At 60.5% G+C, this 14,958-nt stretch carries 19 protein-coding genes; 15 read left to right on the top strand and 4 right to left on the bottom strand.

What is annotated here, in order from left to right:
- The first annotated feature begins 14 nt into the window (after positions 1 to 14).
- From HEP89_RS10355 to HEP89_RS10305, 11 genes are all read left to right on the top strand, one after another.
- Positions 15 to 491: an NUDIX domain-containing protein gene (locus tag HEP89_RS10355; protein ID WP_055659702.1), complete on the top strand. Its 477-nt coding sequence runs from the start codon at positions 15 to 17 to the stop codon at positions 489 to 491.
- Positions 478 to 1,485 carry an NAD(P)H-dependent glycerol-3-phosphate dehydrogenase gene (locus HEP89_RS10350; RefSeq protein ID WP_023002899.1) on the top strand — a complete coding sequence of 336 codons (1,008 nt, stop codon included), beginning with the start codon at positions 478 to 480 and terminating at the stop codon, positions 1,483 to 1,485. The genes HEP89_RS10355 and HEP89_RS10350 overlap by 14 nt, the downstream gene beginning before the upstream one ends.
- 478 nt (positions 1,486 to 1,963) lie before the next feature.
- Complete coding sequence (locus HEP89_RS10345; protein WP_055659704.1) at positions 1,964 to 2,254, top strand: YciI-like protein; 291 nt, start codon at positions 1,964 to 1,966, stop codon at positions 2,252 to 2,254.
- On the top strand, positions 2,255 to 2,680 hold the full coding sequence (locus HEP89_RS10340) for an EVE domain-containing protein (RefSeq protein ID WP_168691971.1): 426 nt from the start codon (positions 2,255 to 2,257) through the stop codon (positions 2,678 to 2,680).
- Positions 2,681 to 2,707: 27 nt separating this feature from the next.
- Entirely contained in the window at positions 2,708 to 3,379 is a 672-nt protein-coding gene (locus HEP89_RS10335; protein WP_168691970.1) for a methyltransferase, read from the top strand.
- 143 nt (positions 3,380 to 3,522) lie between these two features.
- Positions 3,523 to 4,695, top strand: a complete 1,173-nt coding sequence (locus tag HEP89_RS10330; protein ID WP_055659708.1) for a M20 aminoacylase family protein — start codon at positions 3,523 to 3,525, stop codon at positions 4,693 to 4,695.
- 136 nt (positions 4,696 to 4,831) lie between these two features.
- Positions 4,832 to 5,626, top strand: a complete 795-nt coding sequence (locus HEP89_RS10325) for an ATP-binding protein (RefSeq protein WP_023002894.1) — start codon at positions 4,832 to 4,834, stop codon at positions 5,624 to 5,626.
- A gap of 1 nt (position 5,627) precedes the next feature.
- Complete coding sequence (locus HEP89_RS10320) at positions 5,628 to 6,398, top strand: sulfite exporter TauE/SafE family protein (RefSeq protein ID WP_062486693.1); 771 nt, start codon at positions 5,628 to 5,630, stop codon at positions 6,396 to 6,398.
- A 179-nt stretch (positions 6,399 to 6,577) separates the two neighbouring features.
- Complete coding sequence (leuB, locus tag HEP89_RS10315; RefSeq protein WP_062486691.1) at positions 6,578 to 7,690, top strand: 3-isopropylmalate dehydrogenase; 1,113 nt, start codon at positions 6,578 to 6,580, stop codon at positions 7,688 to 7,690.
- Between the two features lie 80 nt (positions 7,691 to 7,770).
- Positions 7,771 to 8,190 (top strand): hypothetical protein, encoded by a 420-nt coding sequence (locus HEP89_RS10310; RefSeq protein ID WP_023002891.1) that lies wholly within the window; start codon positions 7,771 to 7,773, stop codon positions 8,188 to 8,190.
- 13 nt (positions 8,191 to 8,203) lie between these two features.
- Entirely contained in the window at positions 8,204 to 8,593 is a 390-nt protein-coding gene (locus HEP89_RS10305; RefSeq protein ID WP_168691969.1) for a VOC family protein, read from the top strand.
- 3 nt (positions 8,594 to 8,596) lie between these two features.
- On the opposite strand, the gene HEP89_RS10300 is transcribed toward HEP89_RS10305, so the two are convergent.
- On the bottom strand, positions 8,597 to 9,493 hold the full coding sequence (locus HEP89_RS10300) for a LysR family transcriptional regulator (RefSeq protein WP_168691968.1): 897 nt from the start codon (positions 9,491 to 9,493) through the stop codon (positions 8,597 to 8,599).
- Between the two features lie 94 nt (positions 9,494 to 9,587).
- Between HEP89_RS10300 and HEP89_RS10295 the strand changes: the two genes are divergently transcribed.
- Together HEP89_RS10295 and HEP89_RS10290 are read left to right on the top strand one after the other, a co-directional pair.
- Positions 9,588 to 10,325, top strand: a complete 738-nt coding sequence (locus HEP89_RS10295; RefSeq protein ID WP_168691967.1) for an SDR family oxidoreductase — start codon at positions 9,588 to 9,590, stop codon at positions 10,323 to 10,325.
- Positions 10,326 to 10,357: 32 nt separating this feature from the next.
- Positions 10,358 to 10,570: a 4-oxalocrotonate tautomerase family protein gene (locus tag HEP89_RS10290; protein ID WP_075283965.1), complete on the top strand. Its 213-nt coding sequence runs from the start codon at positions 10,358 to 10,360 to the stop codon at positions 10,568 to 10,570.
- Between the two features lie 65 nt (positions 10,571 to 10,635).
- Here HEP89_RS10290 and HEP89_RS10285 read toward each other — a convergent pair whose 3' ends face one another.
- Positions 10,636 to 11,067 (bottom strand): YqaA family protein, encoded by a 432-nt coding sequence (locus HEP89_RS10285; protein WP_168691966.1) that lies wholly within the window; start codon positions 11,065 to 11,067, stop codon positions 10,636 to 10,638.
- Positions 11,064 to 11,513, bottom strand: coding sequence for a MarR family transcriptional regulator (locus HEP89_RS10280; protein ID WP_023002888.1), 450 nt, complete (start codon positions 11,511 to 11,513; stop codon positions 11,064 to 11,066). The genes HEP89_RS10285 and HEP89_RS10280 overlap by 4 nt, the downstream gene beginning before the upstream one ends.
- 69 nt (positions 11,514 to 11,582) lie before the next feature.
- Between HEP89_RS10280 and HEP89_RS10275 the strand changes: the two genes are divergently transcribed.
- Together HEP89_RS10275 and HEP89_RS10270 are read left to right on the top strand one after the other, a co-directional pair.
- Positions 11,583 to 11,981 (top strand): antibiotic biosynthesis monooxygenase family protein, encoded by a 399-nt coding sequence (locus tag HEP89_RS10275; RefSeq protein ID WP_168691965.1) that lies wholly within the window; start codon positions 11,583 to 11,585, stop codon positions 11,979 to 11,981.
- Entirely contained in the window at positions 11,981 to 12,472 is a 492-nt protein-coding gene (locus HEP89_RS10270; protein ID WP_168691964.1) for a cytochrome b/b6 domain-containing protein, read from the top strand. Before HEP89_RS10275 ends, HEP89_RS10270 begins: the two co-directional genes overlap by 1 nt.
- Before the next feature lie 88 nt (positions 12,473 to 12,560).
- On the opposite strand, the gene HEP89_RS10265 is transcribed toward HEP89_RS10270, so the two are convergent.
- Positions 12,561 to 14,780 (bottom strand): esterase-like activity of phytase family protein, encoded by a 2,220-nt coding sequence (locus HEP89_RS10265; protein ID WP_168691963.1) that lies wholly within the window; start codon positions 14,778 to 14,780, stop codon positions 12,561 to 12,563.
- Positions 14,781 to 14,958 lie beyond the last annotated feature (178 nt).

The following is a 14,958-nucleotide window of genomic DNA, read 5'->3' as shown; positions in this document are numbered from 1 at the left end:
TCAAGGACCTGCCCGTGCTGATCTACCAAAAGGCCTATGTCTACCTGACCTGTGGAACAGAGCTTCTCGTGTTTGTGGAACCCGATTTCCCGAACGCCGGCCTCCAGGTTCCCGGAGGCACGGTCGACCCCGGCGAAAGCTATCTGCAGGCTGCCAGGAGAGAATTTGCCGAGGAGACCGGACTTTCGTTGGATATCGCGCTCGAATCGTTCGCCGACCAGGACCATATCTTCAAAGATGTTCCCCGTTGTCTCGACGGCTTGCATCGCCGGCGGCATTTTCACGGCCGAATTCGTGAAAAGCCCGCGACAGAATGGGAACATTTCGAAATGTCACCGAACGCAGGCGGTCCCCCGATAAGGTTCCGTCTGTTCTGGATTGACCTGTTCACCATGGATGCGCCGACCGAGGCCCGCTTTTTTGAAGGGTTTGGAGCGCAACTTGAAACATTACGGACGCGCGTGGAAAGGCAGAGCAATGGGCGCCATTAGGTCTATCGGCGTCGTTGGCGGCGGCGCCTGGGGCACGGCCCTGGCCCTGACCGCAGCCCGTGCCGGACGGGAAGTGCGCCTTTGGGCGCGTGATCCCGGTACGGTCTCCGATATCAGGTCCCGTCGGCAGAACCCGAGGTATCTGCCGGGAATCACCTTTGACGAGGAACTGGAAGCGACATCTTCGCTGGAAGAGGTTGCCGACGCCGATGCCATCTTGCTGGTGACACCCGCCCAGACAACACGTGCGATGCTGGCTGCCCTGAAACAGACCGGCAAAGTGCGCGGCCCCGTCGTGCTGTGCGCCAAGGGCATCGAACAATCCTCCGGCAAGCTCTTGTCCAAGGTCATGAGCGAGGAACTGCCCGGCGTCGAACCGGGCGTCCTGTCCGGCCCGAGCTTTGCCGACGACGTCGCCAAGGGCCTGCCGACCGCCGTCACCGTTGCCGCCAATTCGGCCAAGACCGCGCTCAGCCTGTGCGAAGCGATGCAATCGCCCTGTTTCCGGCCCTATGCCTCGATCGACATTCTCGGTGCCCAGATCGGCGGCGCCCTCAAGAATGTGCTCGCGATCGCCTGCGGGGCCGTGGTCGGCCGCAAGCTCGGCGCCAGTGCCCAGGCAGCGCTGACCGCCCGCGGCTTTGCCGAACTGTCTCGCCTCGGCACTGCCATGGGCGCACAGGGTGAAACCCTGACAGGCCTTTCCGGTCTGGGAGACCTTGTGCTCACCTGTTCGTCCAGCCAGTCGCGCAACTTTTCCTTCGGGCTGCGGCTCGGCGAAGGCTTCATGGCTTCCGAGCTGATTTCGGCAGGTGGCAAGCTCGCGGAAGGCGCCTATTCCGCCCGCGTCGCAGTCAAGCTGGCCCGCAAATACGATGTCGAAGTGCCGATCTGCGAGACCGTCGCCAGGATGATCGACGAGGACCTGACCATCGACGACGCCCTCAACACCCTGATGGCACGCCCGCTGAAATCGGAAACGGCAGGGCTTTAAGCCTCTCGCAAGGAAACCGGCGTTTGGCATAGGCACATGTCGGCACCAGGTTCTCTTTCCGCTTGTGATAGGGGATTGGCATATGAGCGATATCCTCATCCCCTCGGCGTCACCCCGGACAAGCGAAGCGCAGATCCGGGGCCCACTCGCCGCGCCGCTTGCCGAAGCAGACAAGTTACCCTGAAGAGGCACAACCCATTCCAGCTCTCTGGAAACGAGTAGCCCCCGGGTCTCGCGTTGCTCGCCCGGGGTGACACTTGTGCTTGCTGCCTGTCTTTAGTCCAAAGTCAGTTGCCCTGCCACGAAGGGGAGAACAGCTCCCCCACTCCCTCATCCTGAGGAGCCGGGCAACGCCAGGCGTCTCGAAGGATGGGCCGCTTGCACAGGGTGTGATACACCTCTCAGACTTTCCCCCATTGAGTTTCCCCCGCCCCGGCCCTAGGTTCGACGCAGATTCGACCAACCCGGGGAATTCTTCATGCTTTATGCCCTGATCTGCACCGACAAGCCCGGTGCCCTGCAGACGCGCCTCGACAACCGCGCCGCCCATCTCGACTTTCTGAAAGGCCTCGGCGACAGCCTCAAGGCAGCCGGCCCGTTTCTTGACGACGACGGCAACATGACCGGCTCGCTGGTGGTGATCGAAGCCTCCAACCGCGACGAGATCCTGGCGATCTCCCAGGAAGATCCCTACGCCCGTGCCGGTTTGTTCGAAAGCGTCGAGATCCGCCCCTGGAACTGGGCAATCAAGAACCCGGAGGCAAACTGAGTGCAGTACTGGCTGATCAAGTCCGAGCCCGACAAATGGTCCTGGGAACAGCAGAAGGCCCGTGGCGACAAGGGTGAGCAGTGGGACGGTATCCGGAACTACCAGGCGCGCAACAACATGCGGGCCATGGAAATCGGCGACAAGGCGTTCTTCTACCATTCCAACATCGGCAAGGCAGTCGTCGGCATCGTTGAGGTCTGCAGTGACATCCATCCGGACACCACCATCGATGATCCCCGCTGGGAATGCGTGGACTTCAAGGCCGTCCGTGACATGCCCAAGCCGGTGACCCTGGCCGACGTCAAGGCCGAGCCGCGCCTTGCCAAGATGTCGCTGGTCACCTCCATGCGCCTGTCGGTTCAGCCGGTCACGGAAGAGGAATGGAAAATCGTCTGTGAAATGGGCGGCCTGAAAGAGCCTGCCTAACTTCCTCTCCTGAAAGATCCGCCCTGAATGGCCCTTATCAAGGATCCGGCAGCCTTCATCCGGAAGGAGACCAAGGTCAAACCTGTGCCGCATGCGGAGGAAATCCTTCTGCATGTGGCCGACGAGGCCATGGACCTGTGGCAAAAGACCGAAGACGAACTGGGCGAGCTAGGCCTGCCGCCGCCATTCTGGGCCTTTGCCTGGGCAGGCGGCCAGGGACTTGCCCGCTACGTGCTCGACACGCCGGAACTGGTCGCGGGAAAACGCGTTGTCGACTTTGCCTGCGGCTCCGGTCTGGTCGGCATAGCCGCCATGAAGGCCGGCGCAGCGTCCTGCCACGCGGTCGACATCGACCCCTACGCCCTGACCGCAACACGCCTCAACGCTGCGCTCAACGAGGTGGAGATCACCACCGAGACCGCGGACATCACCACCGGAGAACCGCCGCAAGCGGACCTTGTCTTCTGTGGTGACGTTTTCTACGACAAGCCCATGGCCGACAAGGTGCTGGCATTTCTCGACAGGTTGCTGGCGAACAACATCGAGGTCTATGTCGGTGATCCTGGCCGGTCCTATCTGCCCTCGTCACGCCTGATTGAAATGGCGGCCTACAGCGTTCCGGTGGTCGGTGCGCTGGAAGACAACGAGATCAAACGCACGCGCGTTTTCCGTTTGCAGGAAAAATCATCCGGAGAATGACCTGGCGGCGGATCAGTCTTGCAGACCTTCGCCTTGCACATAACTTTTTCCGCAATCCCACTTCCTCTTTTTGCAGCTTGCGATAGGTTAGCCGTTCAAGCTTAAAGCGCTTTCCTGTTCCGATGTGTTTCTAGGAGTCCTTCATGCCCATCGTTAATCGCCTCGCGGATCTGGCCGACGAGATCACCGCCTGGCGCCGCGACATTCACGAAAATCCCGAAATTCTCTACGAAACGGTGCGGACTGCCGAGAAGGTGTCCGAGCTGCTGCAGAGCTTCGGTGTCGATGAAATCGCAACGGGCGTCGGCAAGACGGGCGTCGTCGGCGTGATCAAGGGCCGCAATGGCGGTGCCGGCAAGACCATCGGCCTGCGCGCCGACATGGACGCGCTGCCGATCGAGGAAATCACCGGCAAGGACTATGCCTCCAAGATCCCGGGCAAGATGCACGCCTGCGGCCATGACGGTCACACCGCCATGTTGCTGGGCGCTGCAAAATACCTCGCCGAAACCCGCAACTTCGACGGCACGGTCGTCGTCATCTTCCAGCCGGCCGAAGAAGGTGGCGCAGGCGCGAAGGCGATGATCGACGATGGTCTTCTGACCCGCTGGCCGATCGAGGAAGTCTACGGCATGCACAACTTCCCGGGCATGCCGGTGGGCGAATTCGCCATCCGCAAGGGCCCGATCATGGCCGCGACCGACGAATTCCGCATCACCATCACCGGCCGGGGCGGCCATGCCGCCAAGCCGCATGAGACCATCGACCCGATCGTGATCGGCTCGCAACTGGTGTCCGCGCTGCAAACCATCGCCAGCCGCAATGCCAATCCACTCGATTCAGTTGTTGTGTCGGTGACCGTTTTCCAGGGTGGCAACGCCTTCAACGTCATTCCGCAGGAAGTGCTGCTGCGCGGCACCGTGCGCACGCTGAGCCCGGAAATGCGGGATCTCGCCCAGGCACGGATGGAATCCATCGTCAGCTCTGTTGGCGATGCGTTCGGAGCAAAGGCAGTTCTGCAGTTCACACGCGGGTATCCGGTCACGGCGAACCACGACGAGCAGACGGATTTCGCGGCAGCCGTCGCCGAAGGCATTGCCGGGGTCGGCAAGGTCAATCGCGAGATCGAGCCGATGATGGGCGGTGAGGATTTCTCCTACATGCTGGAAGAACGCCCGGGCGCGTTCATCTTCGCCGGCAACGGCGACAGCGCGGGCCTGCACCATCCGGCCTATGACTTCAACGACGACCTGATCCCTGTCGGCTGTTCCTACTGGGTGAAACTGGTCGAAACGGCCCTGCCCGCAGCGGCCTGACCGCCTGTGAAATCCTTCATCGCCATCCCGGTTCGCACGATGCCGACCCGGGATGACGGGCCGGGATGACGGCGGGAAGGTTTTGGATTAAGAGTGACGCCGGTTCCGACCGGCGTTTTCATTTGGATTTTCAAATATGGCTCTTTCCCCGTTCAAGCTTCCCTTTCTGGCAGCCTATGTCGTGGTCGGGGCCATTGTCGGTGTGCTGGTGATCCACCCGCTGAACCTTGTGGTGGTCTGGTGGGAACTGGCCCGTTTTTCGGAAACGGCTCCGAACCTCCTTGAATTTCTGACGGCGCGCCTGTGGCTGGTGCTGCTTCCCCGGCATCTGGATGTTGCGGTTGCCTATACCGGTCTCGGCGCAGTTGTCGGCCTCGCCTTCGGCATCTTCACCCGCAACTATATGCGAACGTCCGAAGCCTACCGGTCGCTGCGCGAAGAGCAGACCGCGCTCATTCCCGATCTTCTGAAACAGGGCGAAAACCGGCGCGTGGAGTTCAAGTCGTCGCTGCGCTGGGACCTGAAGGAAAACCGGACCAACCGGTCCCTGGAAAAGGTCATCGCCAAGACCCTTGCCGGCTTCTTCAATGCCGATGGCGGCCATCTGCTGATCGGTGTCGATGATAACGGCACACCGCTTGGTCTCGACAAGGACCTGGCAACGCTGAAAAGCCCGGACCTCGATTCGTTCGAGCGCACCGTCAACGACATCGTTTCCAAGACACTCGGCGGAGATCTCTGTCCTTACATCCACACGGTCTTTTCCAGGGTGGACGGCAAGGACGTGGCGATGGTCATCGTCAGCCCGGCACCCCGCGCCGTCTATCTGGAAGAAAACAAGGCCTCGGTCTTCTATCTGCGCAGCGGCAATTCCACCCGCGCACTGGATGTTCGCGAAGCGGTCAACTACGCCAACAAGAGATGGTCGTGACATGTCAGACATCGCCGGCTTCTTCTTTCCCGATCAGCTGCACCTTGCTGCTTCGCTGACACTGATCGTCACGAGTTTCTTCACCTCGGCCCTGACGGCGGCCGTCGGCCTTGGCGGCGGGGTCGCGCTGATCGCGATCATGGCAACCGTCATGCCGGCCAGTGCCCTGGTGCCGGTCCACGGTGTCGTTCAGCTCGGATCGAACGCCGGGCGTGCGCTTGTGCAACTGAAACATGTCGACTGGCTGATTGCGCTCTGGTTCGCAGTCGGGGCGGCAATTGGCGCGGCCGTGGGCGGCGCCATCGCGGTGGAATTGCCACCGGCCGTTCTGAAGGCGGGCATCGGCCTGTTCGTGCTGTGGGTCGTCTGGGGCAAGGCACCGCATTTCGGCAAGGCGCCGAAACGGGTCATGGCAGCAGCAGGTTTTGCCTCCACGTTCCTGTCCATGTTCTTCGGTGCAGCCGGCCCCATCGGCGGTGCCGTTTTGTCGACCCTCGGCCTGCCGCGCCACGGGTTCGTCGCCAACCAGGCAATCACCGCGCTGATCATGCACATCTTCAAGATCATTGCGTTCGGCGCGCTCGGCTTTGCCTTCGCGCCCTGGCTGGGACTGATTGTCCTGATGATCGCCAGCGGCTTTCTCGGCACACTCGCCGGCAGCCGCCTGCTCGGCCGAATGGACGAGAAGAGCTTCAAGACCGGCTTCAGATGGGTGATGACCGCGCTGGCGCTGAACCTCCTGTTCCAGGCAGTGCGGGGCTGGCTCGGTTGATCCTTGCAGGTGAAGTCCTGAACCGGCTTCAATCCCGCTGCTCTCCGGGCCTTTCAGCCGTTCTTGACCTTTCCCCACAGCTTGCTTGAGTTCTTCGCAACTGGCTTCATCTTGAAAGACAACGGCCGACGCGCTAACCCATCGCCATCAGATTTCTCAAAATGCGGGATGGAACACCCATGGCTTCACAAAACCTTCTGCTTCTGCCGGGTGACGGCATTGGCCCGGAAATCATGCAGGAAGTGAAAAAGGTCATTGCCTGGTTCAACGAAAAGGGCGGCATGTCCTTTGAAACCGACGAAGGCCTGGTGGGTGGTTCCGCCTATGACGCGCATGGTCAGTCGATCTCCGAAGAAGACATGGCCAAGGCCATGGCTGCCGACGCGGTCATCTTCGGTGCCGTCGGCGGACCCAAGTGGGACGACGTTCCTTACGAAGTTCGCCCGGAAGCCGGCCTTTTGCGCCTGCGCAAGGACATGCAGCTGTTCGCCAACCTGCGCCCGGCCATCTGCTACCCGGCGCTTGCCGATGCATCCTCGCTGAAGAAGGACGTGATCGAAGGTCTCGACATCCTGATCGTGCGCGAGCTGACCGGCGGCGTCTACTTCGGCGAACCGAAGGAAATCATCGATCTCGGCAACGGCCAGAAACGCGGCATCGACACGCAGGTCTACGACACTTACGAGATCGAGCGCATTTCCGGCGTCGCCTTTGAGCTGGCGCGCACGCGCGGCAACAAGGTCACGTCCATGGAAAAGCGGAACGTGATGAAGTCCGGTGTACTGTGGAACGAAGTCGTTACCCAGACGCACAAGAACGGCTACGAGGATGTTCAGCTGGAGCACATGCTGGCTGACGCCGGCGGCATGCAGCTTGTGCGCTGGCCCAAGCAGTTCGACGTCATCGTGACGGACAACCTCTTCGGCGACATGCTGTCTGACGTTGCCGCGATGCTGACCGGTTCGCTCGGCATGCTCCCGTCCGCATCGCTCGGCGCACCGGATGGCGTTACCGGCAAGCGCAAGGCGCTTTATGAGCCCGTCCACGGCTCGGCTCCGGACATTGCCGGCACGGGCGCTGCCAACCCGATCGCCATGATTGCCAGCTTCGGCATGGCGCTGCGTTACTCCTTCGAGGAAGTTGCAGCCGCCGACAAACTGGACAAGGCCATCGCCAACGCTCTCGACAAGGGCCTGCGGACGAAAGATATCGCAGCGCCTGGCCAGGCCACCGTTTCCACCGTGGAAATGGGCGACGCCATCATTGCCGAACTGGACGCCTTGAGCGCCTGATAGGCAATCGCCATTTGCAAGCAGAGCCGTCACCGGTTATCCCGGTGGCGGCTTTCCCTTTTCAAGATACCGCTGGTCCCATGATCGAAGACAAACTCGCCCCCTTTCTCGGCACCTGGATCCTCGACACGGAGGAAAGCGACTTCGAACAAGGCGAACCGCCACGCAGCGCCACGCTCAAGATTGACGAGAACTTCGGCGTTGCCGTCTTCACGATGAACCAGGTGGCCTCCGACGGCGAAGTCACCAACGACACTTTCGAGGCAATGCCGGACGGCCCGGAAGTGCGCCTTGGCAAAAGCGGTTTGGTCGACGCCATGCGTCTCGTGTTCCAGGGAGATCGCAACCTCATTTCGGAAGCCCGCCGTGGAGGGCTGACGATCATGAAAGCCGACCGGGAACTGTCTGACGACGGCAGAACGCTGACCGTGACGCAAACCGTCCACCTGGTCGACGTTGCAAGCTACACGAACGTATCCGTCTATCGGCGCGCGCAGTAGGAAACGGCCTGCCATGAAACAGATGATTGGAGCGATCGCCCTCATCGTGCCCGAGTATGACCAGGGTATCGACTTTTATGTCGGCAAGCTTGGCTTCGACCTGGTCGAAGACACTCACCTTGGCGACGGCAAGCGCTGGGTACTGGTCGCGCCCAAGGGCAGCTCCGAGACACGTCTCCTGCTGGCGCAAGCCGACGGTGACGATCAGCACGCCGCCATCGGCAACCAGACCGGCGGCCGTGTGTTCCTGTTCCTGCACACCGACAACTTCGATCGCGATCATCAGGCGATGCTTACGACCGGCGTCACCTTTCTGGAGACACCACGCCATGAGGCTTATGGCAAAGTAGCCGTCTTCCAAGACCCCTTCGGCAACAAGTGGGATCTGATCCAGAGGTTCTGAGGTCTATATTTCCACCGCGGAAAAGATACCGGCCACCCATTCGACAAAGACACGAACGCGTGGTGAAAGTTGGCGGTTCTGGGGGTAGAACGCAGCCAGTGGCAACGAGGTCGGTGGAAATTCCGAAAGGATCTGCACCAGCGCACCGCTTTCCAGATCTTCGGCAAGCCGGTACCGAGGCGCCTGGATCAGCCCGAACCCAAGACACCCGAGTTGGTGTACCGTTTCTGCATCGTTGGCGACGATCCGGCTGGGCAGCATTATTTCGCGCACGCCTGCGGACGTCCGAAAGTCAAACGGCATGACGGCACTCGTCCGTGACGACAGAAAGCCGACCATCAGGTGCCCTTCCAGATCCTCAAGATTTGTTGGCGTACCGTGCGTGGCCAGATAGTCCGGGCTGGCACAGGTGATCTCCGCGATCTCCGTCAACTTTCGCATTATCATGCCACTGTCGTCCGGCACGCCGGCACGGAGCACGCAGTCAACTCCCTCCCGCACCAGATCCACCAAGCGCTCTCCCTGGCCGAGCTGCAGGTCGATCTTCGGATAACGCGCCATGAAGTCCGGCAGGTGCGGCAACAGGAAAGTGCGGGTCAACCGTCCCGGCACATCGACCCGCAACTGTCCTGCAGGCTCGTGCCCGCGCAGCGCGCCCTCGGCTTCTTCCACTTCGGCCAGGATCGACACACATCGCCGGTAATAGGCTTCACCATCCGGGGTCGGCGTCACATGGCGTGTGGTTCGCTCCAGCAATCGGCAGGCGAGATCACGCTCAAGACGCTGGATCACATCCGTGGCGGTGGACCGTGGCAGGTTCAGATCTGCCGCGGCAGCAGTGAAGCTGCCTCGTTCGACCACCCGGACAAAGAGCTGCATTGCGTCAAACTTGCTGTACATTTGTTCCTGTTATCCGAATTATCTTTTCATTTAAAGCATCATTATCCGGAGTTTCCGCCTCGCTATCTTCAGGATCAACGAGAAGGAGACTTAGATGACACCAGATCTCGATACCGCCATCGTCACCGGCGCCAGCAAAGGCATAGGCGCAGCGATAGCCCGCAGGCTGTCACATGACGGGTTTCAGGTGGTGATCAATTACGGCAAGGATGAAGCTGCGGCTCTCGCTCTTGTCCGAAGCCTGGAAGACCAGGGCGGCAAGGCAATCGCGATCCAGGGAGACGTTGCCGAAACAGCGACCCACGAGCGTCTCTTCGAAGCTGCAGAAAAGGCCTTTGGCCCGGTGGGTGTACTCGTCAACAATGCCGGCACCATGCGCAATGCCACCATTGCCGAAGCAAGCGACGAAGATTTCGACAGACAATGCGCGGTCAATCTCGGTGGTGTTTTTCGCGCCATGCGGCTCGCGTCGAGCCGGCTCGCGGACGGTGGCCGCATCATCTCCATTTCCTCCAGTGTGGTCGGCCTCTATCAGCCTCACTACGGCCTCTACGCCGCGACCAAGGCCGCCGTTGAAGCCATGACCCGGGTTCTGGCGAAGGAGCTTGGCCCGCGTGGCATCCGGGTCAACGCGATCGCCCCCGGACCGGTTGAGACTGACTTTTTCCTTGCCGGCAAGCCGGCGGAGCTTGTGGAAACGATCCGGAAATCAAACCCGCTCGGCCGTCTCGGCACCCCCGAGGACATCGCTGCAACCATTGCCTTTCTGGCCGGTCCAGACGGGGACTGGATGAATGGCCAGGTTCTGCGTGCCAACGGCGGCATCATCTAGACACGGACACCAAACCCCCAAGGAGAACCGTAATGCCCTTTGCAAATTACAAACTGCCCGAAGCTGCGTTGAGCACAGCGCAAAAGGAAGAGCTGATCCACAAGACCACCGATCTGCTCGTTTCCTTTTTCGGTGAGATCGTGCGCCCCAACACCATGGTTCTGGTGGAAGAGGTCAAGGACGGCGGCTATGGCCGCGCCGACGAAGTCTTCACGATACCGCCCGAGTATCGCGCCGGGGACTGATCAGAAGCAACGTCACCTGCCCGGCTGGAACCAGCCGGGCACTTTCCGTCATCTGGCCCGCAGTCTCAGATAACCTGCAACGTGATCAACGCGACAGCGACATAGCGTGCTGTCTTTGCAATTGCGACCAGCAGGCTGAAGCTCCAGAAGGGTTCCTTGAGCACACCTGCCGCCAATGTCAGGGGATCGCCGATAATCGGCACCCAGCTGAGCAGCAGGCTCCATCGTCCGTAGCGGTGATACCAGCCCGTTGCCTTGGCGAGCTTGTCAGGCTTGACCGGAAACCAGGAAGCGGTCGACCAGGCGGTTGCTGCCCTGCCGAGACCCCAGTTGACCATTGATCCGAGCGTGTTGCCAAGGCTTGCCGCCGCAACCAGCAGAACGACGGGTTCCGTTCCAAGCGCAATCAGGCCGGAAAGGCCAAGTTCGGATTGGGCGGGCAGCAGGGTGGCAGCCAGAAAGGAGACGCCGAACAGGCCCATCAAGCTGGCACTCATCGGGAACTGCCGGTCTGGGCTTTCTGCATGGCTGAAATGGCTCTGTGCATGAAATCCAGGAACTGCGCCTTTTCCTGTTCCGAAAACCCCTCCAGCGCCTCTCCGTTCTGGGCAATCGCAGACGCGATGGCTTCCTTTTCCAGCACCTTGGCCTTGTCGGTCAGGAATATTTCCTGAACCCGGCCGTCTTCTTCACTCGCCCGGCGGGTGATCAAGCCGTCCCGTTCCATCCGGGCCAGGGTGTTTGCCAGCGTTGCCTGTTCGATATCAAGCAACTGCACGAGTTCCTTTTGCGTGCGTCCTTCCTTTGCCCAAAGAGCGACCAGTGCCGGAAATTGGCCCGGCGAAAGGCCTAGCGGCCGGATGCGGCGATGGAGACCGGCGGCAAACAGCCGTGCCATGTGGTTTGCCAGATACCCGGCGGAGGAATCTTTTTCGAAGGTCATCCCTTGCATATACGATAGATAGCACCCTATATAAATAAACATAGCTAGCTATATAATTAGGAGTTCGAAATGACATCACTCTGGACACGCCGTGCCATTCATCTGGCAGCACTTTCCTTCCTGACCGCCAACCTGGGAGTCTCCGCCATGGCGAGTGAAATCAACACCAACGCCCCGGTAACGCTGATCAATTCCTTCGAAGTTCCCGAAGACCGTCTTGCCGATGCAGTTCGCAGCTGGGAACAGGCGCGCGACTTCCTGAAAGAGCAGCCTGGCTACATCACCACGCGCCTGCACCAGTCCCTGTCTCCGCAGGCGAAGTTCCAGCTGGTCAACATCGCGCTTTGGGAAAGTCCCGATGCCTATCAGGCCGCCATCCACAAACTCGGCAAAAGCGGCATTGTCGCGGAATTCAAGGGCATCAGCTTTCATGCTGCGCTCTACAACGTCATTCGGGAGGATGAGTGATGGCGGCCTTGCCCGTAAACGGAAACAGGCTGCTGCACTGGACGATTGCCGCTCTAACCATCAGCGCCCTGGCTACCGGCTATGCCCTGACGAACAACGAACCGTTTTCGCCAGACCTTCTGAGGACCCATCTGGGACTTGGCTTGTCTGCGGGCCTGCTCGCTCTTGTCCGCACGATCTTTTGGCTGGCAAAGGGGGCCCCTCAGCCGGTGTTCGCCGTTCATTCCGGGTTGCAGCAAGCTATCGGCAAGGGCGTCCACGCCGCCTTGCGCCTCGTACCGCTTCTGCTTCTGGTCAGCGGTGTCGGCATGATCGTCATATCCGGTAGCCTGGAAATGATTGCGAATGGCACATTGCCGGGACTTGCGGCTTTCGCCGGATTGCCACCGGCAGACCTGCACCATGCCGCGGCGCTTTTGCTTGCAACACTCACCGGACTGCACAGCCTTGCTGCCCTGTGGCACTGGCAAAGACGAAGTTTCACGGCTTGAGAATGGCAATGCAGAAAAGGAAAGGCCCGGCTGCGTAAAACGGCCGGACCTTCGCTCAGGTCTTGGGAGGACCTTTATCTGAAGTGCCTTAGTTCAGGCGGCTTGCCGGGCCGAGGTTGATCAACCGGGTTTCACCCGGCGCATCGTCGACACCGTCATTGTCGGTGACCAGGATCAGACGGCCATCGGCCGTGATCGTCAGGCCTTCCGGCTTGTCGAGTACCCAGCCCTTGCCTTCGGCCAGAGCCGGCAGGATATCCATGGCGTAATGCTTCTGGACCACCGGGAGCTCAGATCCGTAGGCAGCCGGGGTCACACCTTCCAGGGAGATCGTGGTGATCTGCTTGATGGCTGCGTCTTCACCACCCTTGTTATCGCGCTCCAGAATGGCGAACTTGCCGTCGCCCATGGAGACGATTTCCGACAGGCCGACCCAGCCGCCGGCTGCGCTCTTCGGCTTGTCGAGCGGATAGTGAACGAAGCCCCAGGACTTTTCGGCCGGGTTGTAGATAGCCAGCTTCACCATGCCTTTCGGGTCGTCTTTCCACTCACGCTGAACGGCGACGGCCACCAGCGTCTTGCCGTCCATTTCGAACTCGGCAACGCCTTCAAAGGAGAAACGTGCGGACTGGGCGTTCAGCTCTTCCGGAAGCGTGATTTCTTCCTGAACCTGACCGTCGGTGCCGACTTTCAGCAGCAGGTGCTGCAGTTCCTTTTCCGGATTGCCCTCGGAAGCCAGCCAGAAGCCGCCATCCTTGGCAACAGAGATGCCTTCCAGGTCCAGTTTTGCCTGCTTGCCACCCTGAACGGTTGCATAGGCCACGATTTTTGCCGGCTTGGAAGAGATGTCCAGCGTGTAGATGCGGGCGTCGTCATAGAAGCTGTCGCTGACGGCGTAGAGCTTGTTGCCGTCTTCCGGGTCTGCAGCCAGTGCGGACAGGGCGCCCCAGCCGATCGGCGCGCCTTTTTCCGGGTCGGTTTCGGACACGACCATCGGGTAGGACGGAGTTTCCGCACCAAACTTGTAGAGGGAGACCTGCGCACGAACGTTGTCTTCCGCACTGTCGACCTCGTTGGCAACCACAAACAGGTCACGGCTCGGGATCGCAAGTGAGCCTTCCGGACCGACGTGGGTCGGCAGAAACTGGACGAATTCCGGCTCGGCGCCGGTGTCCTTGTAGACAGCAACGAAGTTGCCGCGTTCGGAATTGACGAAGATCAGCTTTTCACCGCCGAATTCACCAACCGTCACACCTTCCGGCTCGGTGCCCTTCTTGGACGCGCGCTTGGCCGGATAGTGGCCGTTGGCCATGCCAAGGTGTTCCATCTGGTTGCCGCTGTCGAACAGGACCTCGCCCTTGGTGTTCCAGATGGTGAAGCCGCGCGAACCGCCTTCGTAGTCGCCTTCGTTGGCGGTCACGAAACGCTCGTCGTCGATCCAGGCAACCGCATCCGGCTCACGCTTGACGTTTTCGGTCGAACCGGAGGCATCGCTCATGCGCGCCTTGGAAACCGGAATGTTCTCAGCCGAAGCCGTACCGGCGGAGAAATGGCTGACAACTTCACCGGAGGCCAGATCGACCACGGCGATATGGTTGTTTTCCTGCAGCGTGACGACAACCTGGTTCTGGGAGTTGATCGAAACGAACTCCGGCTCCGGATCGGTCGGCGCAATTTCGGCAAGACCCGTCAGGTCGACAATGCGAACCGCGTCGCAGTTGGTCGGCGTGCCGGTTTCGTCCAGATCGAAGATCGCCAGATGGCCGGCCGGCATTTGCGGGATCACGCCGTCGTTCAGATCTTCGTCGCGCTCGTTCTCGATGGCGATCGCAACGAATTTGCCGTCCGGAGAGATGGCAACGCTGTCCGGCTGACCCTTGGCGTCGCACTTCGCGGTGATCCCAAGACCGTCGAGAGCGATCACGGCCAGATGGCCGGACGCATTGACGTAGTCTTCGGACGTGTTGACGCCGGCATAGGCGAATGTTTCGCCGACGGCGACCGAAGTCGGCTCACCACCAAGCGCGGTGCGGCCCATCGGCTGCAGGTTCAGCGGGTTGGCCGCATTGACGAAAACAATGGCTTCGCCCGGGCTGTCGGTGAAGACGAGCGTGCGTCCGTCCTTCGTGGCATAGATGATTTCGGCAACGGTTTCGGTGGCCTGATCCACGCCTTCCGGCAGGGTCTTGTAGACCGGGAATGTGTTGATACGCTCGAAATACTCTGCCTGTGCTGCCGACACGGCGCCAAGGCCGAACAGGACTGAAAGGCTGACACCTTTTAAAAAGCGCCCACGAAGGTCCGCCATTGCACTCGCTCCCACAAAATATCGGGTTGATGGTGCGCGCAAGCTAGTGGCCCTGATTACAATATCGGTGACAGTTGCATGAAGCTTTCATGACAACACCCAGCAAGCCTTGAATTTGCATTTCGAGCACTTACATCATATCAAGGCCGGGCGGTGATCTCCGCCACCTCCATCTTCC

Source organism: Labrenzia sp. 5N, from assembly GCF_012395805.1.
GTDB lineage: Bacteria > Pseudomonadota > Alphaproteobacteria > Rhizobiales > Stappiaceae > Roseibium > Roseibium algicola.
This window is presented reverse-complemented; position numbering and strand designations above follow the sequence as displayed.

Coding starts and splice junctions, on each gene's coding strand:
- HEP89_RS10350 (WP_023002899.1), top strand. CDS start 478: ATGGGCGCCATTAGGTCTATCGGCGTCGTTGGCGGCGGCGCCTGGGGC.
- HEP89_RS10345 (WP_055659704.1), top strand. CDS start 1,964: ATGCTTTATGCCCTGATCTGCACCGACAAGCCCGGTGCCCTGCAGACG.
- HEP89_RS10335 (WP_168691970.1), top strand. CDS start 2,708: ATGGCCCTTATCAAGGATCCGGCAGCCTTCATCCGGAAGGAGACCAAG.
- HEP89_RS10330 (WP_055659708.1), top strand. CDS start 3,523: ATGCCCATCGTTAATCGCCTCGCGGATCTGGCCGACGAGATCACCGCC.
- HEP89_RS10325 (WP_023002894.1), top strand. CDS start 4,832: ATGGCTCTTTCCCCGTTCAAGCTTCCCTTTCTGGCAGCCTATGTCGTG.
- HEP89_RS10320 (WP_062486693.1), top strand. CDS start 5,628: ATGTCAGACATCGCCGGCTTCTTCTTTCCCGATCAGCTGCACCTTGCT.
- leuB (WP_062486691.1), top strand. CDS start 6,578: ATGGCTTCACAAAACCTTCTGCTTCTGCCGGGTGACGGCATTGGCCCG.
- HEP89_RS10310 (WP_023002891.1), top strand. CDS start 7,771: ATGATCGAAGACAAACTCGCCCCCTTTCTCGGCACCTGGATCCTCGAC.
- HEP89_RS10305 (WP_168691969.1), top strand. CDS start 8,204: ATGAAACAGATGATTGGAGCGATCGCCCTCATCGTGCCCGAGTATGAC.
- HEP89_RS10300 (WP_168691968.1), bottom strand. CDS start 9,493: ATGTACAGCAAGTTTGACGCAATGCAGCTCTTTGTCCGGGTGGTCGAA.
- HEP89_RS10295 (WP_168691967.1), top strand. CDS start 9,588: ATGACACCAGATCTCGATACCGCCATCGTCACCGGCGCCAGCAAAGGC.
- HEP89_RS10290 (WP_075283965.1), top strand. CDS start 10,358: ATGCCCTTTGCAAATTACAAACTGCCCGAAGCTGCGTTGAGCACAGCG.
- HEP89_RS10285 (WP_168691966.1), bottom strand. CDS start 11,067: ATGAGTGCCAGCTTGATGGGCCTGTTCGGCGTCTCCTTTCTGGCTGCC.
- HEP89_RS10280 (WP_023002888.1), bottom strand. CDS start 11,513: ATGACCTTCGAAAAAGATTCCTCCGCCGGGTATCTGGCAAACCACATG.
- HEP89_RS10275 (WP_168691965.1), top strand. CDS start 11,583: ATGACATCACTCTGGACACGCCGTGCCATTCATCTGGCAGCACTTTCC.
- HEP89_RS10270 (WP_168691964.1), top strand. CDS start 11,981: ATGGCGGCCTTGCCCGTAAACGGAAACAGGCTGCTGCACTGGACGATT.
- HEP89_RS10265 (WP_168691963.1), bottom strand. CDS start 14,780: ATGGCGGACCTTCGTGGGCGCTTTTTAAAAGGTGTCAGCCTTTCAGTC.